This window comes from Mechercharimyces mesophilus (assembly GCF_059818345.1).
In genome coordinates, this window is the sequence record NZ_JCBAPH010000002.1 from 386,864 (window position 1) to 407,854 (window position 20,991).

The following is a 20,991-nucleotide window of genomic DNA, read 5'->3' on the forward strand; positions in this document are numbered from 1 at the left end:
TCCGTCTCTTCTGTCTCCCTTATGAATCATTGGACAAGGAGTTGTCCGCTGGTTGAATCACCTTTTTTAATCTCTTTTCAAATCGCTGGCGAGGAAGCAAAACACTATGTCCACAACCCGTACACTTAATGCGAATATCCATCCCCATCCGAATAACTTTCCATGCATTGGTTCCACAGGGATGGCTTTTTTTCATTTCTACAATATCTCCTAGGGAAAATTCTTTACGTTGCACCCCTTCATCCCCCCTTATCCACTACTCGTGTCACTTGCCAGAAAGAATTGGTTGTCCATATTGTCTCTACCTAGCCCAGGTAGGAAACGTCCGCTTTCTTTAGAAGAAAACAGCTTCACCCTTCAGGGGATAGCTTTCGTAGTGATTGTAAAATCTGCTGACTCACATTTTCTTGAATTTCTCTACTCTTTCCTTCTTGATCTGGATGAATCGGTTCCCCAAAAGCGATACGCACTTTGGCTGGTCGTATCCATACCTTCCCTCGTGGCAAACATTTTTCTGTCCCTGATATATGAACAGGAATAATAGGTGCTCCGCTCTTTATGGATAAATAAGCTGCTCCATGTTTAAGTTCACTTAATCCTTCTTGATCCTGACGTGTCCCTTCAGGGAACATACCTACCACATTTCCACTCTTCAAATGTTTAAGTGCCACACGAATGGCCTGCATATCCGGCTTACTACGATCAACAGAAAACGCATCCAAATGACGCAAAAACCAACGTGTCACTGGGTGGTCAAACGACTCTTTTTTCGCCATATATTTAATACGTCTTGGAAGCGTCGCTCCAATATAAAAGGGGTCTAGATAGCTGATATGATTGCCTACCAGTATAAAAGAACCCTCTTGAGGAATGTGGTCCTTGCCCTCAATTTTGACCCGATGATAAAGAACCAAGATCGATAGGATCAATCCCTTACCGAATCCATATAACATAATCATTTCCCCTTCCTTTCTCTATTTTACCCATTAATCACTTCTCTCTGCTACTCCTAAAGATTCTTTAGAGAGTGGGTATAACAAGATTGTACATAAGAGAAAGAGGTTAAGTACGCCATATACAGGATAAATGACTTGTACTAATGTAGAAAATCCCAGTTGGCTAAGGGGAATGAGAAACGTGAATAATAGTAATCCCATCAACCAATGGGGCAAAGGAATGTATCTTTCCATACGATATACCAATCCATGAACATTGCTGACTGCCGTCGTATAGATAGCTAACCACAAGACAAAGGAGATCAAATACACCCATAAGGAGGAGTAGTCCCGCATCAAGGCAAATAACGGAATATCATACTGAGGAATCAAGCTTTCTACTTGCAATAGCGATTGATTATATAAGACGGCCATAAGACTGAGGCAAACGGTGCTGATGATTCCTGCAATCCAAATTTCCGCGGGGTGACTAACTTGTGACCCCATTGTGGACAACACCGCCAGTAGTGACAAAATATTAAATGCTGCATACGTAATAGCAGAGGGCCACATCGGCATACTCGCCTGTTGATCACTCGCCAGTGTAGGGTCTAGCGGACTAGATTGTAAGAATTGAACACAGACGACAATCAGAATCACGGTTAACACAGGCATTAATATCGAATTCATCGAGATGAGTCCTTTTACATCATAAAGTAGAACAATCATCACCGCTAACGATAAGAGAATCGACCCGAAGAAAAAGGACCCACTAAAGCGTTGGAACGTGGCCCCACTCCCCGCTACCATCACCAAAGTGGAGATGAGTAAAAAGACCAACACAAACAAATCAAAAACGCGGGCTAGTTTTTCTCCCATTACATGAACCAATACCTCCGAGTAGTTTTTTGTCTGGTAGCGCCAACTGATATACAAGACAATAATACTGACAGCCCAAAACAATCCCATTGCTAGGAAGATACTATTGCTACTATTGGTCCCATATGAACCGAAAAACTCCCATATCTCACGACCAGAAGCAAAGCCTGCCCCAATGGTCGTCCCGATGATCGTCATACTGATCTTTATGGCCTGCCCTAGACGAAATTGCAACCTTCATTCCTCCCCTACTTTCCCCTATTTCTCAAGACATCTTTTTCTCTCTTGAGGTTGTCCCTATATGTATATTTCCATGGTTGAATCCGTATACTGGTAAAAATCAGATTAGGGGGAGGCTAACCATATGCAAGATTCGATTCATCCGTCTCCAACCACACAGTTTCCCGCTCGTATTCCTTATTCCGATCCGGTGGCCCTTAGCCGTTGTGTCGAGTGGCTTAACTATGCGAGACAACTTTATCCGCGTCGTCATGAATGGATTTGTGTCTGCATTGGTACGGATCGCTCAACAGGGGATGCACTGGGACCACTCGTTGGCTCTCAACTAAAAAAAATTTCTCTACCCTCCTTACATATCTTTGGGACGTTGGACGAGCCCGTTCATGCCGTCAACTTACAAGAAACACTGGTACAGATTGAACAACAATTTCACCATCCTTTTGTCATAGCTGTTGACGCGTGCCTCGGACAGCTTAGAAGTGTGGGTGGAATACAAGTAGGGCTCGGCCCCTTAAAGCCAGGCGCAGGCGTAAACAAAAACCTACCCGAAGTAGGGCAGGTTCATGTAACGGGTATTGTTAATGTAGCAGGCTTTATGGAATACTTCGTCTTACAAAATACCCGTCTTAGTATCGTCATGAAAATGGCGGATATCATCGCAAATGCTATCTCGTCAATGTCCTATGATACCCAAGCTTCCTATCAAAAAAAGGCCTCCCCTTTGCCAGAATAGGAGGCCCTTTTACTCTAGTGATTACAAGATTGCTAGGGATTCTTTGTTTACCTCAATAACTAGTAGACTCTGTGTCAGAACCTCACCATCAGCCTGGGCGATCAGAGACTCTTCATGTTGAAGTCGAATCTGGCTACCTTTATGAAAAGAAACTTCAGGAAAACGAACGTGATTGCCACGAAAAACCGATGGAAAAAGAAAAAGAAGACGCAGAGGAGACACGTTGTGAATAATACAGACGTTCAGTTCTCCGTCATCGTTCTGAGCTTCCGGACAGATCCTCATTCCCCCTCCATAGTTGGCGATATTACAAACTGTTACCATCCACACCCGATGGTATTCAAAGCATTCTTCATCTACTTCTATTCCAACCGTCACAGGGCGATAGGAGAACAAAGCCCGAATCATAGCAAAGACATAAACCCATTTCCCTATCATGGATTTCCATCTTGATTGGTTAGCAGATTGCGTCACTAGCCCATCAAATCCGATTCCAACAGAATTAATCAGTGAACCGCTCTCCCATTGAGCGCTGTCTATTCTCTGCACTTGATGGGAGAGCACCCTCTTCAGTGCTCCAATTGAATCAAAGGGGATCCGATTGGCTCTTGCAAAATCATTTCCGGAGCCAGCAGGTATTAAGCCCAATGGGATTTCACTTTCAATCATTTGGCTACCTACTTCACTGAGGGTTCCATCTCCCCCAATAACCACAATCGCCTTTACACCCAATGCATTTCTCCATTGGCTCGCTAATTGTCGCGCATGTCCAGGATAAGAGGTAAAAAAACCCTTGTACGGAATGTTATCTCCCTCTAAGTGGGGCTTGATTTTGTGAGTCCAAATCTTACTACCTTGTCCTTTGCCAGAGACGGGGTTAATAATAAATATATGCATGAAGCACCCCCATCCTTTAATCGTTATACGAATTTTTCTTTATCCTAGAAATGCCTGTCGAATCTCTTGCAACGCTACCGCCAAGTGTTCGATATCCTCCTGATCATTAAAAAATCCAGGACTCACGCGGATGGCTCCACCCTCTTGCAATGTACCCAACTTTCGATGTGCATGTGGCGCACAATGGAGACCTGCACGAACAGCAATATCATAATGCTGATCCAAGATAAGTGCCACCTCTTGACTGTCCACTTCTGTCATACGGAAAAGAAGGAGCGGAAGTTCCCATGAAAGAGGAGAATAGAGAGTAATCCCATTTATCGCTCGTAATTTCTCCGAAAGTAGATGAGTCAGCCTCATTTCATTTTGATGAATTTCCTTTATTCCTCGTTCCACGATAAATTGAATACCTGCACGCAATCCAGCAATACCCGGTGCATTTAAGGTGCCACTCTCAAAACCTTGAGGTCGCATGCCGGGTTGCTCCATCTCTTCCGAACGTACGCCTGTCCCACCTTGGATCATGGGTATGAGCGGACAGTCAGGATGAATATAGAGCCCCCCGGTACCCTGTGGTCCCAACAAGCCTTTGTGACCAGGAAACGCGAGCAGATCGATCGCCATCTCCTCTACATCTATTGGCAGATGTCCAACGGTTTGTGCACCATCTACCAGATGCCAAATCCCCTTCTGTCGAGCGACTCGACCAATGCTCTCAATCGGCATCCGCTCCCCTGTCACATTGGAAGCATGCGTACTGATGATCAGTCTGGTTCGAGGAAGAATAGCCTCTTTCAACTCTTGTTCCACCTGCTGAGGATCTCCTGATAAGTAAGTTACATCGATCTTTTCATGCTTTAACGTTTCCAGTGGACGCCCTGTCGCATGATGTTCCCAACCGGTACTAATAATATGGTCTCCCGAACGGACTAGCCCCTTTATTGCTAGATTCATAGCAAAGGTCGTGTTCGGAGTGAAAATCACGTTAGACGGATCTCGTATCTGAAGAAAGTCTGCTACCACTTGCCTCGTTTGTTCAATAGCCGTTGTCGCCTGTTGGGCCAAGCGATAGCCACCACGTCCAGGATTGACTCCATACTTTTGTAAACAAGTGGCCATCGCATCTCCTACTGTAGCAGGTTTGGGCCATGAGGTTGCAGCATTGTCTAAGTAGATCAACGACGCTTTCCTCCTTTCTAGCGACCGACTCTCTAAGCAAAAAGCCTAGTCAATCATTCGATCGCGTTGCAAAATCTCAATCAGACGATCCAATTCACGCGAGGAGAAAAACTCAATCTCAATTTTCCCTTTGCGTCGGCCATTCTTGATGTGTACAGGAGTACTAAAGATCTCCTGGAGTAAATCTTCATAATGCCTCACAGCCGGATCTGGCTTCTCAGCCTGCTTTCGCTTAGATGGCTTCTTCTGATCATGAAGTCGCTTAATCCATTCTTCTAACTGGCGCACACTCGCTTTTTCCTGTATCACTTTCTCTCCTAGTCGCCGCTGCAGTTCAGGATCCTGCACTCCCAATAATGCGCGCGCATGTCCCATTGACAATGTTCCACGTGAAACATTCTCTTGCATCGACTGTGGGAGTTGCAATAAACGTAAGAAGTTTGCTACATGAGGACGGCTCTTTCCTACCTTTTGAGCCAACTCTTCCTGCTTTAAAGAAAAATGACCCATTAATTGTTGGTAAGCTTGAGCGATCTCCATCGGATTTAGATCTTCTCGTTGTACATTTTCGATGAGCGCAATCTCCATCATCTGCTCTTCACTAAACTCTTTGATAACGACAGGTACCCGTACCATCTCCAACTGTTTAGCCGCCCGAAAGCGACGCTCACCAGCAACAATTTCATATCCTCGAATGCTTTTTCTTACCACCAAGGGTTGTACAATCCCATGTTCTTGAATCGAATTTGCTAACTCTTGTAAAGCCTCGGGGGCAAAGCTTTTCCGTGGCTGATAAGGATTGGGCCGCAAATCCTCAACGGCTACTTCTTGAATATCCTTATCCTCCACTTCCATTTCAGGTAATAGTGCTCCTAATCCCTTTCCCAAGCGTTTATTCCCCATTTTGTACCACTTCCTTCGCCAAGTCTAAGTAACACTGCGCTCCCTTCGAGCGATGATCATAAACAAGAATGGGCATCCCATGACTAGGCGCTTCACTTAAACGAACATTGCGGGGAATCATCGTCTCGTACACTTTTTGTTGAAAATACTTTTTCACTTCTTCCATCACTTGAACCGATAGATTGGTCCGACTATCAAACATGGTCAACAAAACACCTTCAATTTCCAGACTTTTATTGAGGTGTCTTTGTACCAAACGAATCGTATTAAGAAGCTGTCCCAAGCCTTCCAATGCGTAGAACTCACATTGAATGGGGATAAACACCGTATCGGATGCCGTCAGAGCATTGATCGTGATCACTCCAAGAGAAGGGGGACAATCGATCAAAATGTAATCATATTGATCGATAACAGGCTGCAGCGCCTGTTTTAATCTTTTTTCTCGCGAAATCACTTGTACAAGCTCAATCTCGGCCCCTGCCAATTGTATCGTAGCAGGAACGATGTCGAGCTGTTCCACCTTCGTTGGGGAAATTACATTCTCCATGGAAGCATCATTTACTAGAACATCATAGATACACTCTTTTACATCGGCTTTATTGATTCCCATCCCACTGGTGGTGTTCCCTTGTGGATCAATGTCAACGAGCAAAGTACGTTTGCCCAGAGAGGCTAAACTTGCTCCCAGATTAATCGAAGTGGTTGTTTTGTAGGGTAGGAAAACAGCGCCTTACGAACGGATATCGCAGGTTTCTGTAGACCCCCCTCCGAACCGAACGTACACCTTTCGATGTATTCGGCTCTCCAGTTGTTCCTGAGTTCTTTTACACGCACAGATGGATCTCTTCTAAGAAGACCGCCATGATCCGCCTCTACTCTCCCCGATAAAAGCAAACAGCTCAAACGTGTCAGTTGCTCTCGGAGCCTGGTTGATGGAAACTCTCATCGGTTTTGATCAAGGGAAGGAGGGGAGGATAGTGGGATAAAAGGTGAATGATGATAGCAGAAAATATTTTTTTGTCCATCCTCCCAGCCAATTCGCTTTCTTTTCCCTCCTCCATTCTCTACCGATACTAAGACTCCATATTTTTGTAATACCTGCTTCATTGACCGATTTTCCTTGCGAGCAATCGTCTTGACTAAGCTACGATAATGAAAATAGTGAAATTGACGCATCCTTTTGTTCACATTGCTCGCAAGGCAATAGTAGCGATAAACCTCTTCCATTTCCTGATTGTAGAGCTGAATCATCATGGGAATCGATAGGTGAAGACGAGCAGCATGATGGATAGGCTGGCTTTCTCTTCGAAAGGGACGCAAAAGCTTATTTATTTGACTACTTGGCACAAGTAATTGTAGAGACTTTACAGAAGATCCCTGTTTCCCTTTTCGATTCGATCTACTAGAGAGCTCGTAGTCTAAGAAAGAAACCTTGCTCTTGCCCAGATGGTGGAGAGTAAGCGAATCCACATTGAGAGAGAAACCTAGAGATTGGGTGAGGGTAGACTCCATTTCATCCTTCCAGTAGATGGCATCCGATTTGCCCCCTGCTAATAGGAAGAGCCACTCTCCACCATAGCGTACATAGATAGATGACGGATCCTCTTCCCGGCCGTATCGATGGTCCCACTCGTACAAATAGATATCGCTTAATAATTGTTGCAACAAGCTAGAACGTTGCAGTACTCCTCCCATCATCATCCTGCGCAATAGCTCCATCCATCGCCCATCCGCTACTCGCTGCCAAATCCGTGATAAAAGCAGCTTCTGATCCAACAGTGGTAGGAGAGAATCAATCTTTCCCTTAATACACCACTGTGCACCATTGTACTCTTCTCTCAGAGATTGTAACGCTGTCAAACGGTCCTTTTTGAAACAAGAACGATGGAGCCTCTTAGAAAAGAGTGGTTGATAGATCGTATGTAATACGAGCCACACCATCTCTTCCACCACTTGATCCATTTGGAGGCTCTCAGAGGTAGAGTAGGGTGTCGGGTAATACCTTTCATTCTTCATGGTATCAATCAGGGCTAAAATTTCTTCACGAGTGAGGCTAGCTTCTCGTCCACCATTTAGCCGTTTGTCCGCATAAGTATAAAAGTCCGGATTAAAAAACAATCGATAAAGACGAGTAAAAACAAATTGCGGATCCATCTGCGCTTTTTCACTCAGTATCGATAAGACGACTTCGGCTTTTTGCATTTCGCATACCTCCGTTCCTTATCGCTTGAACAACCTGCCTCTCTTCGCCAAGTAGTAGGCTTTCCCTACCGCGGACTACTACAGAGGCTCCGTGACCATCGCAAAGATCGCTTACTAACCTTTGCCTTAGGCCATCTCCGTTTAGATATTTGAACACAATAGAGCAACGTAGGCCACCCGTTCGTTTCTTTCACGAATCACTTGATTCGCTAGGAAAGAATCGAGAGGATCGAACCCGTTGGAAAAAGATTCGCTCATTCTTTCCATGTACGTAACAACGAGCCTTCGTACATCCCGGTGGTTAGGGTCAAGAAACTAGGTTTCAAGCAGTCTAGCTTTAGCCATATTGCCCCTACTGATCTCGCACATCATCCACTATTGCTCGCTATTGGTGGTATGCGCTTTCCTAGCATGCTATGTTCCCCATCCAAGTTTCCTCTTTGGGTAAGCTAGGTGATCATAGGAATCTCTCGCTTCCCAGCCTGTACGGCATTGTTCAAAAACCCTTACGGACGCACTCCAACACCACCTTTTTGGTTTGCAATCGCCATGACTTTTCCCATTATGACTTTCCACCTTTGGTTTCTTGATTTGCTTTTTTCTGTTTCGGAATGCGGATAACCACTTCATAGTGATCTGCGTGTTCACGCTCATCCGTATCCACTTGCATACCTGTATTCTTCACCATTTTAACTGACTCGAATATGGTATTAATCGCAATGCGGACGTCCTTGGAGACAGCCTTTCGTTTCGCTTTTCGCTTCCCCTCTTTAGACAAAAGCTGTTCGATTCGCTTTTCCGTCTCCTTCACGTTCCACTCTTTATCGAGAACCTCGTGTAACACTTTCATTTGTACTTCTTCTGTTGGCAAAGCCAATAGTGCACGTGCATGCCTTTCCGAAATTTGTCGATTTAATAAGGAGTTTTGTACCTCCATTGGCAATTGCAGCAGGCGTACTTTATTTGCAATAGTGGATTGCCCTTTGCCTAGTTGCTTCGCTAATCCCTCTTGAGTCCAACCTTGCAACTTCATGAGACGTTGATACGCTTTGGCTTCCTCGATCACCGTTAGTCCTTCACGTTGTAAGTTCTCAATCAAAGAAATAGCCGCTGCTTGTCCATCGTTGAAGTTTCGGATGACCGCTGGGATCTTTTCCATCTGGAGCTTCTGTACTGCTCGCAGACGACGTTCTCCCGCGATGATCTCGTACCCCTGCTCATTCTTCCTAACGACAATCGGTTGGATTACACCATGTTTCTGAATTGTTTCGCAAAGTTCATCAATTCGATCTTCATCAAATATGGTTCGCGGTTGATAGGGACTGGGGACAATTTCATGGACGGATAACTCTTTTAGTTCGTCTTTATCCACTTTTTCCTCTTTCCCAAACCACCGCGTAAACGGCTCCTTCATCCAAAACGGCGCCCTTTGCTCCACTCCTATGAGCACGTACGCCTCTGCCCTCCTTATAATGAATTCTCTACTCTACCGCTATTGTATATGATCTCCCACGGAAGTTGAATGGGAAAAAGAAACTTTCTATTATAATGTTCCACGTGAAACATTCCATAGAAAACACTCATAGACTACGCCATACGTTCCGGACGATAGCAACCAGCAACGGAGCTTCAGGTTCCCTCGGTGTGTGGTTGGTGGACTTCGTCTAATCCACAGCTCTGTCTCCCTTAAGGAGAACCGCTCACCCATCTTCCAACCACTCTTAGAGGAGCTTTTATCCTTATCTTCAAAGATCGTTTTTCATCATGAAATCATTTTTAACAAGGAACGACTTTCATAGAGACCTCTGTAAATACTTAAACATTCTCTTATCGTGATGGCGAGAAGAGTGAAATCCTTCCATGAAATTCACATGCCAAAGTAAGTAGAAGAGTTCCTCACAATAAACAATCCTGAATGGTAATTTATGCAAAAATTCAGAAAAGGGATTCGCTAGGTAGCGGAGAATTATATATTGATACAATCCCCTTATCAAACAACTTTTCCATATAAAGATAATAAGACGGTAGATAACATCATTACCTATTATTATATAGAGGTAATAGATAGATTTTTATAGAAAACTCCTACTAATCCTTTTTGGTTGACCTTCATCTTCACCACTTGATAGAATCTAAATATGAGCATAGGAAAACTTGCCCACTATCAAGTATCCGCGTACAGAGTAGGATGAGTAAAAATATCTGAAAGCCCTAGATAAAGAGTTTGTGATAGAAAAATATCTGATTTGTAAAAAATTTGTATATGCAACTATATATCTATTCACAAAACACCATCAAACTCGTTTCAGTCCATGCTGAAACATCGGGGAATGAGGAGAAGTTGAATCTTCATCTGATTGGAAAAGTTCACTTATAGAAGTGCGGGTCTAAGCCCATGCAAAAAAGAGGAACCGATCGTCAGGACTGCTCGACAGCAAAATCCTACCTACGCTTGACATGCCATCAAAAACAACCCATTAAAAGGAGAGATAATGATGAGTACACCTGTATACATCGGAAATGACCAAGGTTACTATGGAACCAAAGTGGTCGCTCGCAATGGAGATAAGTTTTATAAGATGTTTATCCGCAACATGGTCGTCCCCAACCGTGTTGGCGAAATTACTTACAACAATGACCCTCACAACATTATGTACCGTGAAAATGAAGGCGATCGCGAATGGTTTGTCGGGAAGTTAGCGATTGAGCAATCAGGGGACGATGAACTCTTTGACTCCCATGAACGCCGTCTTTTCAGCCCAACATGGTTCCGTGAAAATGAATACCTCATTATGTTCCGTGTCAGCACGGCACTCATGTTGCAACAGGATGATGAAGAGCCTATTATCTCGGTAGCGCTCCCGACAGATAGCTACATTGACTATAAAGATGAGTTAAAGCGTCGTTTGATTGGGAAGCACTCCTTCGAAATGAAACAAGGGAACCTTCCTTATCGTAAGGTCGAATTTGAAATTAAACCAGAAAATCTGTATGTGATTAGCCAACCGATGGCAACTCTCTTCCAAATCGCGCTTGATCGCGAAGGACAATTGCTCAATGAAGACTTGTTTATTCGTAAAGTGAGCATCAATGACCTCGGATTTGGTACATCCGATGTAGAAACGTTACACGGTGAAACCATTATTAAACGTCAAAGCTTTACCTCTCGCTTTGCTATGCTCAACGTATACAACCTGCTTTCCAAGCGCTTGACAGAGTTCACCCGTGAGATGGATCCTGATGGACAAGGCAAAGAATACCCCATTTGGAGTTTAAATCGGGTCGTTCGCTCTGGGGAGATCAGTTACAAAGGAAATGTGTTTAACGTAGAAGGAATCGTAGACGATTGCATTAAGGAGATTGGCCAATCCCTCGTCAATGAAGTTTGGAACCGTCTCGATTACGGGGATGATATCACCTATATTATCTTAACGGGTGGCTCCTCTATTCCATTTAAGCCCTTTTACCATGAGCGGTTCGGCGACAAACTGATCTTTGCCGAAGATTATGGTATCGAAGCTCAATTTGCTAATGCCTTCGGTCTCTGTAAGTTTACGCAATCCAAATTTAAAGCGGCCATTCCATCGAAGAATCATCAAGAAGTAGCGGCTTCGATCCAACAAGAATTCCAAGCTCCTACTGCTAGAAACAATAGCAGTAAGACCACTAATAAGAAAAAAGAAGAGAAGTAAGAAACGAATACTGAAAAACGTGCGTTCATCTATGATAACCTCCCTTAAGTCCTTGTGGCTTAAGGGAGGAACTATTCACCAAGCATATTCTTCTCCATTCGATCTGTCATTTCGAGCGGATTCCTTACAAAACAATGAAAATCCTCTTTACTATCTATATGAAATCCCATTATGATTAAAGAAGGAAGAAACTTTCAAGTTATACTCTATGAAACATTTTATTAATTATCAAAAGAAATGGATCCTCATACGATCTCAAGAAGGAGGGGAAATAGCCATGGCCTATCAAACTGAAACGTTCGATCTTATCCTTATTAGCCCTGATAAAGAGACAGGCGAACAGTTAGCGAAAAAACAAGCTGCTGATGGAAAGTCCGTTCTCTTACTTCCCATTCATCCAGATGAGATTGCCTCCTTTATTCAAACCTGTAATAAAGGAACAAGCCACCAAGTGTTCTATCCAGATGAACAACAGAGCTCTCTCGAGAAGAAGCAGACGAAAATCATGACTCAACTTCCAAATGATGAAGGACAAGGTCAGCAAATCGTCTATACCATGCATGCTCTTCAAGAAAAAGTGAATCAACCGCTAACACTAGATGAACCCACTACTGCGTCTTCTCTTTCGCAAGAACGTGAAATTCACATGCGCTCACGCATGATCCATCGTCCTGTTCGAAAAAGAACCAAGCCGCAAGAAACCACGGAAGTCCTGGTTGATGATACACCATCCTTCCGCAAACGAGAGATGGAACTCCGCAAAAAACTTACACGCAGTATGCAAAGCCGTAGACCTCCTGCCAAACCTAAGCATAAGGATCCGCTTGCCCAATTTAGGGCCAATAAACAAGAGGAGACAGAGGCACCACAAAAGGAACAGGCACTTTATAACCCACCCGATAGAAAGTCCTCCGTACAGGAACGAACACGGCAGCGCCGAGATCATCCATCTGTCATCCACATGGACGAAAAACGATCTCATCGTAAGCAAACAGAGCAACTAGCCAAACAATCTACTAGCCCATCCACACCACCTTCCCATCCATCCTCATCCACAAAAAAGGAAGGAAACCAGAGTAAGGTGGTATGGGAAGAAAAAAAAGCGGATACCCAAGCGAAATCAATAACAAAAAAAGCGCGACGTACCAAAAACCACTTTCCAGAAGAGGAAGTGGCCGCAACCAAAACGAATGCACAAACGGAAAAGAGGTCTCCTCCCCCGCTAAAAAAGCCGGCAACTGACTCATTGAAGCGTGATTCCATAGAAGTAGAAGATCCCTATGGTTATAATGCGTATGAAGATTTTAGTGATCCGTTTGATCGGCAATCATCAATGAGTCAGGAAAAAAGAAAGGTTGCACTACGAGGTCTCCATAATTTGATTAACAATCTCGGCTAACAAAAAGCTGACTGTCAGTTGATAAACCTGATCAGTCAGCTTTTTTCCTGTCAAAATCATTTCTGCAGCAATCGCTTTATTGCCTTCGCTTCTTCCCTCTATCCGTTACCGCAACGGTTTTTTCGCCGGCGTTCCCGGGCGCCGAGGATATTGCGACGGAGTAGTGGCCACTTTGGGCACCATAATAAAGTGACGCTTCCCCTGGTCCTGTGGCAAAGAAAATACTTCTAATTTTAATCTTGATCCACCCAACTTCTTCACTGCTGGGTACGCCTCTTCCATCTCTTCTCCTACTTGCGCACCCTTCATCGCAATAAACTGACCGTTAGGGCGAACAAAGGGAAGGCAGTACTCTGCTAGTACGTTTAATTTTGCGACAGCACGGGCGGTCGCGATGTCAAACTGCTCACGCAGGTGTGCCTGTTGGCCTAGTTCTTCTGCTCGGCCATGCACACATTCCACTTGAGAGAAACCCAGTTCATCCACCACATCCGTTAAAAATTGCACGCGCTTGTTTAAGGAGTCCATCAAACAAAGGCGCAAATGAGGAAAGGCGATTTTAAGTGGGATTCCTGGAAATCCTGCACCGGTTCCCACATCGATCAGCGATGAGAGGGTAGAAAAGGGGACCACCTTCGCCATCAATAAGGAGTCGTAAAAATGTTTGAGATAAACTTCAGCTTCATCCGTGATAGCAGTCAGATTAAATTGTTTGTTCGTCTCAACCAGCAAGTGATAGTATAGATGAAATTGATGTAACTGTTCTTTGGTTAAAGTAATGCCGAGCTTGGATGCCGCCTCAGCCAACCATTGTTGGCTTTCTCCCATCTCGTTTCCCCTCCTATTCACTTTTGGTAAACGACTTGCCACCTTGTTCAATATGAACCAACAAGATGGAGATATCAGCTGGATTGACGCCTGAAATTCGGGCCGCTTGCCCTAATGATAATGGACGTACTTGATCTAGCTTTTCACGTGCTTCAGAAGAAATGCCATGGATATTCTGATAATCTACCCACTCCAGGATACTCTTTCGTTCCATCCGTTTCATTTTCTCTACTTGTTGCAGTGACTTTTTGATATACCCCTCATACTTAAGCTGGATCTCTACTTGTTCCGCTGCGCCCGCCTCCAAGAGTGCGGAGGGCGACGAAAGTTGCGCAATATGTTCGTAACGAATTTCTGGTCGACGAAGCAGACTGGCCAAATCAGTCGCTTGTGAGACTGGGCTGGAGCCTTGTTCCTCTAAAAGAGTGGCTAATTCCTGACTCGGCTTGATGATCGTCTTCCGTAAGCGTTCGATCTCCATTTCCACTATACTCCGCTTCTGCGTAAAGCGCTCAAACCGATCCTGTGGAATGATCCCAATCTCATGACCCAACTCTGTCAACCGCATATCGGCATTATCATGACGCAACAGCAAGCGATATTCGGCTCGTGAGGTGAGTAGGCGATAAGGCTCATTGGTTCCTTTTGTTACGAGATCATCGATCATCACACCAATGTAAGCTTGTGAACGATCAAGAATGACGGGGTCTTTTCCTTGAACTTTACGTACGGCATTAATTCCTGCCATTAAACCTTGTCCCGCCGCTTCCTCATAGCCCGAGGTCCCATTAATTTGCCCAGCTGTGAATAAGCGAGGGAGCCTTTTTGTCTCTAAGCTGGGCCATAATTGGGTCGGAACAATCGCATCGTATTCAATCGCATAGCCCGCACGCATCATTTGTGCCTTTTCCATGCCTTTCATCGTACGTAACATCATCAGTTGTACGTCTTCCGGTAGGCTGGTTGAGAGTCCTTGTACATAGATTTCGTCCGTATGACGCCCTTCCGGCTCCAAAAAAACCTGATGCCGATTCTTATCCGCAAAGCGAACAATTTTATCCTCGATTGAAGGGCAATAGCGCGGACCCGTTCCCTCGATTTCCCCTGAGTACATGGGGGCACGATGTAAGTTTGCTTGAATATGCTCATGGGTCGTTTCATTCGTGTAGGTTAACCAGCACGGCAATTGATCCGTAATGTATTCCGTCGTCTCGTAAGAAAAAGCACGAGGGACTTCATCCCCCGGTTGGATCTCCATTTCGCTCGTATCCACCGAATCTGCATGCACCCGTGGTGGAGTCCCCGTCTTAAAGCGCACAAGGTCAAATCCTAGTTCTTCTAGATGCTGCGATAGACCGATCGAAGGTTGCTGATTGTTGGGACCACTCTCATAAGACAAATCACCAATAATCACTTTCCCGCGCAGATACGTACCGGTGGTCAATATCACGGCCTCAGCTAGATAGCGGGTCCCGGTACGAGTGACCACTCCACGGCACACGCCGTCCTCTACGATAAGCTTCTCCACCATGTTTTGTTGCATGGTGAGTTGCGGTTCTTTCTCCAAAGCCTGTTTCATTTCCTGTTGATACAGCACTTTATCCGCTTGCGCTCGCAAGGCATATACAGCCGGTCCCTTGCCTGTATTCAACATTCGCATCTGGATATGGGTTTTATCGATTGTACGCGCCATTTGCCCTCCCAGTGCATCCACCTCTCGCACCACATGTCCTTTAGCCGGTCCTCCCACCGAAGGATTACACGGCATAAAAGCAATCATGTCGAGACTCAAGGTAAGAAGCAAGGTGGAGCAGCCCATACGTGCAGACGCCAGAGCTGCTTCACAACCGGCGTGCCCTGCTCCGATCACAATCACATCGTACTTTGTTTCCATCTCCATCATTTCCCCTCACTTCCCTAGACAAAATTGGGAAAAGATTTGGTCGATCAGATCTTCTGAAACGGCGTCACCAATGATCTCCCCAAGGGATTCCCATGCATTTTTTAGATCGATCTCAACCATATCGAGTGGAACTTCCAGATCGATCCCTTGAAGCGCTTCCACCACTTGCTTCTGCGTTTGCTCCAACAGATGAACATGACGCGTGTTACTCACATAGGTCAACTCAGGCGACTCTACTTTTCCTTGAAAAAAAAGGTCAGAAATTGCTTCTTCTAACTGATCAATGCCCTGCTCTTCTTTGATTGAAGTGGTAATTAACGGCGTATCACCAATTTCCCGCTTCACTTCCTCCAAATCTAACACAGCATCCAAATCTGTTTTATTCACAATCACAATGGCAGTCCGCTCTTCAATATGACGGAGTAACTTACGATCTTCCTCGTTTAGTGGCTCTGCTACGTTGAGCACAAGTAGCATTAGATCCGCTTCGGATAATGCTTGATGTGAACGCTCTACTCCTATACGTTCGACCACATCTTCCGTCTCCCGGATACCGGCCGTATCCACTAAACGCAAGGGGATTCCACGGACATTGACGAATTCCTCGATCACATCCCTTGTGGTACCTGGAATCTCCGTCACAATGGCTTTATCTTCTTGAATCAAAGCATTTAGAAGGGAAGATTTTCCTACATTCGGGCGGCCAACAATCACGGTGGCAATCCCCTCACGTAAAATCTTTCCTTGACGAGCACTACGCAGAAGGGCTTGCACTTCCCCTTGCACCCATTGCAGTCGTTCACGCAAGAGTGCGCTCGTCATTTCCTCTGCGTCGTATTCTGGATAATCTACATTGACAGCAAGATGGGCCAGTGTCTCCACGATCTCATGGCGTAGCCTCTGGATCTTTTGCGATAAACGTCCTTCTGCTTGCCGTAGAGCCACTTGAGCGGCCCGATCCGTCTTAGAGCGAATCAGATCGATAACCGCTTCTGCTTGTGATAAATCGATGCGCCCATTAAGAAAGGCTCGCTTTGTAAATTCACCCGGTTCTGCTAAGCGTACCCCCGCCGTCAAGAGAGCTTCTACCGTTTTTTGCACCGGGATGGTCCCTCCATGACAGCTTACTTCTACCACATCTTCACGGGTAAAGGTACGTGGTGTTCGCATCACCGTTACCAAAACTTCATCAATACGCTCCCCGTGCTCCGGGTGATGAATATATCCATAATGAACGGTATGCGTGTCTACCTCCGCGAGTCTATTTCTCCCGCGAAATACCCGGTCCGCTAGCGAAATCGCTTCCGGTCCGCTCACTCGTATCACAGCGATTCCTGCTTCTCCGACCGCGGTAGCAACCGCCACAATCGTATCTTGTTCCATACCGTCCTCACCTCCACTACCGATACAATCTACCTCTTCGACGCTTTATTTTATCATAAAGCGATACGTAAACAAAAAACTCCCCAAAGGAGAGTTTTTTTGTTTACCGCACAGTTTAAGAAGCGACTTCTTTTTTCTTTTTAAACTTGTCTCCTAAAATAGCATACTGAATCATCGTAAACAGGTTACTAATCACCCAGTAGACGGAGAGAGCCGATGGGAAGTTAAAGGCGAGCACGAAAATCATAATCGGCATTATCCACAAGAAAAGACGTGTTTGTGGATTATCCCCCATACCCATCACGATCGATTGCAAGAAAGTCGTAACCGCTGCGAGCAAAGGAAAAATGTAAAATGGGTCGGCCTTTCCTAGCTCTAACCACAAGAAATCAGATTCTGCGATATGGGTGTTACGAATGATCGCTTGATAAAAAGCAATCAAGATCGGCATTTGCACCAGAATGGGAAAGCACCCTGCCATCGGGTTTACATTATGCTTCTGGAACAATTTCATCGTCTCTTGTTGCATCTTTTGTTGATCGTTCTTGTACTTCTCCCGTAGCTTCTTCATCTCTGGCTGCAACTTTTGCATCGCCTTCGAGCTTTTCATCTGCTTCAGGGTGAGTGGCAAGAGAAAGAAACGGATGATAATCGTTAATACAATAATCGCAAAACCATAATTGCCTAATACACCATTAAACCAGTCCAAAGCATCCGAGAGAGGAGAAACGAAGAACTTGTCCCAAAAGCTATTCTCAGGATCTATTTGATCCATCTGTGTCGGGCTACATCCTGTAGCCACCATCATGCCTACTACCAAGAGGAGGAGTAGACTTAAGCGTCGACGATTCACAAGAAGACGCCTCCTTTTATCCCAAACATAAAAATATCTATTTCTATTCTATTAAGGTACAGGGTCGTGTCCACCAGGATGAAACGGATGGCATTTCACCACGCGTTTTATTGTCAACCATCCCCCTCGTATCAGTCCATAACGGGTGATGGCATCCAAACCATACTGAGAACATGTAGGGTAAAAGCGACAGGTAGGAGGGAATAAGGGTGAGATCCAGCGACGATAAAAGCGAATGAGCAAGATGGCAAGCCATTTCATCATGACTTCTGCCCCCCTCGCTGCAACAAGCCTGCTTTCCGAAAAACATGGCGTAAGCTAGATTGGATCTGATGATAATCCATCGTTGCCGCAGGGTTTCTCGCGATAATAATGATGTCTGTCTCATCAGGAAGAACAGAAACCCATTCACGGACGATCTCTTTGACGCGACGTTTGATACGGTTGCGTGTCACGGCATTTCCCACTTTTCTACTTACCGAGATCCCCACGCGAATCTGCCCTTCTTCTCTTCGCTTTGACTGGTACACAACAAATTGTCGATTGGCGACAGATGACCCTTTGCGAAAAACGCGCCGGAAATCATTCCGTCTCTTTAGTCGATATTCGGTTTGCACACCAATCCCTCCTTCTCGCCTCCCTTACCCTCTCCAGTATGGGACCAAAGCATCTTTTTTTAAACCCTACTTCTGATCTTTAAATAGGAAAAAAAGGCCACCTGAAACAGTGTGGCCTTCGCTTATGCGGACAATACTTTTCTTCCTTTACGACGACGGTTACTGAGTACTTTGCGACCATTTTTGGTGCTCATCCGTTGACGGAAACCGTGTACATTTTTCCGCTTACGATTACTCGGTTGAAATGTGCGTTTCATTTTGTGGTACCTAGCTTTCCTTTCCCTCTTCTTGCGGATAAGGAAATCGCCAGGATTCCTCCTTTCTATTCCGACAAACTATGCGCCGTTATAACTTTAGACTACAGATCATTATATCGAGTGGAAAAAGAGGTTGTCAAGAAACGTCTGTTTCCAACTTATCCACATGTGGAAAACCTGCACTTCAATCTCCTTCCACACATCTTTCCACCGGTTATCCACATATCCTGCGCTTGTGGATTCTTTCATTCACACCCTTGTGGATTGTGGATAAGTCGATGCGTTCCCATTGTCATTCCCCTAATAATCTGGTATTCTATTGATGTTTTCTTTATGTGAATCGATCCGGTTAAAGTTAGACTTATCCACACGCTGTGGATAAGTCTAACCTCGCTTATACACAGTTGTGGATGGGTTTTCCGTCATCAATTTGTGGATACTGTGGATAACTTCTTCTTAGATCTTACATTCACTGTTTTTCTCCTTATAAGCTGTGGATGAGTGTGAGGATAAATGCATCGAGAAGAAAGAAGGGGGGTAAGAAATGGACATGCACTACCAAGAATTGTGGTCCAAAGTACTCAAACAGATTCAAAAAAAATTAAGCAAACCCAGTTATGAAACCTGGGTAAAAGCAACAGAAGCAGTCGATTACCGTGAGCAAACGCTCACCATAGCCGCCCCCAACGATTTTGTACGCAATTGGTTAAGTACCAATTACGCGGATCTCTTCCGCGAAACCTTACAAGAGGTAACAGGATCCATGATCGGAGTCCATTTTATTACGATGACTCAGGCGGAAGAAGAGGAAGAGAACAGCGAAAACGCTACGGAAAAAAAAGAAACCAAACCCCCAGAGGAACCGAAAACAACAGATCAAGTAGTCAGTATGCTTAATGAACGCTACACTTTTGATACCTTTGTTATTGGATCTGGAAATCGCTTTGCCCATGCGGCATCCTTAGCAGTCGCTGAATCGCCTGCAAAAGCTTACAACCCTTTCTTTATCTATGGGGGTGTGGGGCTGGGAAAAACCCACTTAATGCATGCCATCGGGCATTATGTAGAACAACATACGCCTCGCTCCCGTGTGGTTTACCTTTCATCCGAAAAGTTTACGAATGAATTTATTAACTCGATTCGTGACAATAAAACCGTTGATTTTCGCAACAAATATCGCAATGTGGATATCTTACTTATTGATGATATTCAATTCTTGGCGGGGAAAGAACAAACACAAGAAGAATTTTTCCACACCTTTAATGCTCTTCATGAAGAAAGAAAGCAAATCGTCATCTCTAGTGATCGTCCTCCCAAAGAGATTCCCACCTTGGAGGATCGACTGCGCTCGCGGTTTGAATGGGGGCTAATTACGGATATACAGCCACCTGATCTGGAAACCCGCATCGCGATTCTGCGAAAGAAAGCCATCGCTGACAATTTGGATACACCAAGTGATGTCATGGCTTATATCGCCACCCGCATCGACACCAATATCCGTGAGTTAGAAGGAGCTTTAATCCGTGTCGTGGCCTATTCTGCACTCATGAATCAACCGATTTCTACTGATTTGGCACGGGAAGCCCTCAAAGATATTGTCTCCGATGCCGGACCGAAAGAAATTGGCATCCTCGACATCCAACGTGTGGTGTGTCATACCTTTAAGTTACGGATTGAAGACTTAAAGTCGAAGAAGCGAACCAAAAGCGTTGCTTATCCAAGACAGATCGCCATGTACCTGTCACGCGAGATGACCGCTCATTCACTTCCCAAAATCGGACATGAATTTGGGGGACGAGATCATACCACGGTTATCCACGCTCATGAAAAAATCACCAAACGACAAAAAGAAGATCGCGATCTACAACAAATTATTCAAGACATCAAAAAACAACTTACAGAGTAATCCCCAACCGGTGTGGATGCTGTGGATAAAGTGAACCTACTTATACACAACCTTGTCCACACCGGTTTCCTCTTTTATTCTAAGGATTCGACAGGTTTATACACATATCCACAACCCCTATTACTAAGACGACGAAAAAGATAAAATAATAATATATGCAAGTACCCCTGCGAATATGTTCATTT

Annotated in this window: 19 protein-coding genes and 1 pseudogene; 4 read left to right on the plus strand and 16 right to left on the minus strand. The window is 44.8% G+C overall.

Going from position 1 to position 20,991, the window contains the following annotated elements:
- Positions 1-19 precede the first annotated feature (19 nt).
- The 3 genes from AC6RGY_RS09530 to AC6RGY_RS09540 form a co-directional block, all read right to left on the minus strand.
- Positions 20-235: a DUF951 domain-containing protein gene (locus tag AC6RGY_RS09530; RefSeq protein WP_499862323.1), complete on the minus strand. Its 216-nt coding sequence runs from the start codon at positions 233-235 to the stop codon at positions 20-22.
- 115 nt (positions 236-350) lie between these two features.
- Entirely contained in the window at positions 351-953 is a 603-nt protein-coding gene (locus AC6RGY_RS09535; RefSeq protein ID WP_499862325.1) for a lysophospholipid acyltransferase family protein, read from the minus strand.
- A 33-nt stretch (positions 954-986) separates the two neighbouring features.
- Positions 987-2,048, minus strand: coding sequence for a YkvI family membrane protein (locus AC6RGY_RS09540; RefSeq protein ID WP_499862327.1), 1,062 nt, complete (start codon positions 2,046-2,048; stop codon positions 987-989).
- A gap of 130 nt (positions 2,049-2,178) precedes the next feature.
- Here AC6RGY_RS09540 and yyaC point away from each other — a divergent pair, with 130 nt between their 5' ends.
- The gene (gene yyaC, locus AC6RGY_RS09545; protein ID WP_499862329.1) at positions 2,179-2,787 is read left to right on the plus strand and encodes a spore protease YyaC; all 609 of its coding nucleotides are present in this window, start codon (positions 2,179-2,181) and stop codon (positions 2,785-2,787) included.
- Positions 2,788-2,808: 21 nt separating this feature from the next.
- On the opposite strand, the gene AC6RGY_RS09550 is transcribed toward yyaC, so the two are convergent.
- The 6 genes and pseudogenes from AC6RGY_RS09550 to noc all read right to left on the minus strand — a co-directional run bounded on the left by AC6RGY_RS09550 (position 2,809) and on the right by noc (position 9,382).
- The gene (locus tag AC6RGY_RS09550) at positions 2,809-3,684 is read right to left on the minus strand and encodes a diacylglycerol/lipid kinase family protein (RefSeq protein WP_499862331.1); all 876 of its coding nucleotides are present in this window, start codon (positions 3,682-3,684) and stop codon (positions 2,809-2,811) included.
- Positions 3,685-3,723: 39 nt separating this feature from the next.
- A complete protein-coding gene (locus tag AC6RGY_RS09555) occupies positions 3,724-4,863 on the minus strand; it encodes an aminotransferase class V-fold PLP-dependent enzyme (RefSeq protein WP_499862333.1) in 1,140 nt (379 codons plus the stop codon).
- A 45-nt stretch (positions 4,864-4,908) separates the two neighbouring features.
- Positions 4,909-5,766: a ParB/RepB/Spo0J family partition protein gene (locus AC6RGY_RS09560; protein WP_499862335.1), complete on the minus strand. Its 858-nt coding sequence runs from the start codon at positions 5,764-5,766 to the stop codon at positions 4,909-4,911.
- A pseudogene (locus AC6RGY_RS09565) lies at positions 5,756-6,475 on the minus strand (ParA family protein); the annotation flags it as partial. The gene AC6RGY_RS09560 and the pseudogene AC6RGY_RS09565, both read right to left, overlap by 11 nt.
- Before the next feature lie 233 nt (positions 6,476-6,708).
- The gene (locus AC6RGY_RS09570; protein WP_499862337.1) at positions 6,709-7,968 is read right to left on the minus strand and encodes a group II intron reverse transcriptase/maturase; all 1,260 of its coding nucleotides are present in this window, start codon (positions 7,966-7,968) and stop codon (positions 6,709-6,711) included.
- A gap of 562 nt (positions 7,969-8,530) precedes the next feature.
- Positions 8,531-9,382, minus strand: a complete 852-nt coding sequence (noc, locus tag AC6RGY_RS09575; RefSeq protein WP_499862478.1) for a nucleoid occlusion protein — start codon at positions 9,380-9,382, stop codon at positions 8,531-8,533.
- A gap of 1,081 nt (positions 9,383-10,463) precedes the next feature.
- Here noc and AC6RGY_RS09580 point away from each other — a divergent pair.
- The gene (locus AC6RGY_RS09580) at positions 10,464-11,660 is read left to right on the plus strand and encodes a ParM/StbA family protein (RefSeq protein WP_499862338.1); all 1,197 of its coding nucleotides are present in this window, start codon (positions 10,464-10,466) and stop codon (positions 11,658-11,660) included.
- Between the two features lie 277 nt (positions 11,661-11,937).
- Positions 11,938-13,059, plus strand: coding sequence for a hypothetical protein (locus tag AC6RGY_RS09585; RefSeq protein ID WP_499862340.1), 1,122 nt, complete (start codon positions 11,938-11,940; stop codon positions 13,057-13,059).
- Positions 13,060-13,164: 105 nt separating this feature from the next.
- Here AC6RGY_RS09585 and rsmG read toward each other — a convergent pair whose 3' ends face one another.
- The 7 genes from rsmG to rpmH form a co-directional block, all read right to left on the minus strand.
- A complete protein-coding gene (gene rsmG, locus AC6RGY_RS09590) occupies positions 13,165-13,887 on the minus strand; it encodes a 16S rRNA (guanine(527)-N(7))-methyltransferase RsmG (RefSeq protein ID WP_499862342.1) in 723 nt (240 codons plus the stop codon).
- A gap of 13 nt (positions 13,888-13,900) precedes the next feature.
- Positions 13,901-15,790 (minus strand): tRNA uridine-5-carboxymethylaminomethyl(34) synthesis enzyme MnmG, encoded by a 1,890-nt coding sequence (gene mnmG / locus AC6RGY_RS09595; RefSeq protein WP_499862344.1) that lies wholly within the window; start codon positions 15,788-15,790, stop codon positions 13,901-13,903.
- A gap of 6 nt (positions 15,791-15,796) precedes the next feature.
- Positions 15,797-17,173, minus strand: coding sequence for a tRNA uridine-5-carboxymethylaminomethyl(34) synthesis GTPase MnmE (gene mnmE / locus AC6RGY_RS09600; protein ID WP_499862346.1), 1,377 nt, complete (start codon positions 17,171-17,173; stop codon positions 15,797-15,799).
- A 115-nt stretch (positions 17,174-17,288) separates the two neighbouring features.
- The gene (gene yidC / locus AC6RGY_RS09605) at positions 17,289-18,026 is read right to left on the minus strand and encodes a membrane protein insertase YidC (protein ID WP_499862348.1); all 738 of its coding nucleotides are present in this window, start codon (positions 18,024-18,026) and stop codon (positions 17,289-17,291) included.
- A gap of 51 nt (positions 18,027-18,077) precedes the next feature.
- On the minus strand, positions 18,078-18,287 hold the full coding sequence (gene yidD / locus AC6RGY_RS09610; protein ID WP_499862480.1) for a membrane protein insertion efficiency factor YidD: 210 nt from the start codon (positions 18,285-18,287) through the stop codon (positions 18,078-18,080).
- Positions 18,287-18,643 carry a ribonuclease P protein component gene (gene rnpA, locus AC6RGY_RS09615; protein ID WP_499862350.1) on the minus strand — a complete coding sequence of 119 codons (357 nt, stop codon included), beginning with the start codon at positions 18,641-18,643 and terminating at the stop codon, positions 18,287-18,289. Before rnpA ends, yidD begins: the two co-directional genes overlap by 1 nt.
- A gap of 122 nt (positions 18,644-18,765) precedes the next feature.
- The gene (gene rpmH / locus AC6RGY_RS09620; protein WP_499862352.1) at positions 18,766-18,900 is read right to left on the minus strand and encodes a 50S ribosomal protein L34; all 135 of its coding nucleotides are present in this window, start codon (positions 18,898-18,900) and stop codon (positions 18,766-18,768) included.
- 544 nt (positions 18,901-19,444) lie between these two features.
- On the opposite strand from rpmH, the gene dnaA reads away from it, so the two are divergent.
- Entirely contained in the window at positions 19,445-20,806 is a 1,362-nt protein-coding gene (gene dnaA / locus AC6RGY_RS09625) for a chromosomal replication initiator protein DnaA (RefSeq protein WP_499862354.1), read from the plus strand.
- Positions 20,807-20,991: the final 185 nt, after the last annotated feature.

What these genes read in the sequence shown, in the direction of transcription:
- AC6RGY_RS09570 (WP_499862337.1), bottom strand. Translation starts at nt 7,968, where the DNA reads ATGCAAAAAGCCGAAGTCGTCTTATCGATACTGAGTGAAAAAGCGCAG.
- yyaC (WP_499862329.1), top strand. Translation starts at nt 2,179, where the DNA reads ATGCAAGATTCGATTCATCCGTCTCCAACCACACAGTTTCCCGCTCGT.
- noc (WP_499862478.1), bottom strand. Translation starts at nt 9,382, where the DNA reads ATGAAGGAGCCGTTTACGCGGTGGTTTGGGAAAGAGGAAAAAGTGGAT.
- AC6RGY_RS09585 (WP_499862340.1), top strand. Translation starts at nt 11,938, where the DNA reads ATGGCCTATCAAACTGAAACGTTCGATCTTATCCTTATTAGCCCTGAT.
- mnmE (WP_499862346.1), bottom strand. Translation starts at nt 17,173, where the DNA reads ATGGAACAAGATACGATTGTGGCGGTTGCTACCGCGGTCGGAGAAGCA.
- AC6RGY_RS09535 (WP_499862325.1), bottom strand. Translation starts at nt 953, where the DNA reads ATGTTATATGGATTCGGTAAGGGATTGATCCTATCGATCTTGGTTCTT.
- AC6RGY_RS09560 (WP_499862335.1), bottom strand. Translation starts at nt 5,766, where the DNA reads ATGGGGAATAAACGCTTGGGAAAGGGATTAGGAGCACTATTACCTGAA.
- yidD (WP_499862480.1), bottom strand. Translation starts at nt 18,287, where the DNA reads ATGAAATGGCTTGCCATCTTGCTCATTCGCTTTTATCGTCGCTGGATC.
- mnmG (WP_499862344.1), bottom strand. Translation starts at nt 15,790, where the DNA reads ATGATGGAGATGGAAACAAAGTACGATGTGATTGTGATCGGAGCAGGG.
- AC6RGY_RS09550 (WP_499862331.1), bottom strand. Translation starts at nt 3,684, where the DNA reads ATGCATATATTTATTATTAACCCCGTCTCTGGCAAAGGACAAGGTAGT.
- AC6RGY_RS09580 (WP_499862338.1), top strand. Translation starts at nt 10,464, where the DNA reads ATGAGTACACCTGTATACATCGGAAATGACCAAGGTTACTATGGAACC.
- dnaA (WP_499862354.1), top strand. Translation starts at nt 19,445, where the DNA reads ATGGACATGCACTACCAAGAATTGTGGTCCAAAGTACTCAAACAGATT.
- rpmH (WP_499862352.1), bottom strand. Translation starts at nt 18,900, where the DNA reads ATGAAACGCACATTTCAACCGAGTAATCGTAAGCGGAAAAATGTACAC.
- rsmG (WP_499862342.1), bottom strand. Translation starts at nt 13,887, where the DNA reads ATGGGAGAAAGCCAACAATGGTTGGCTGAGGCGGCATCCAAGCTCGGC.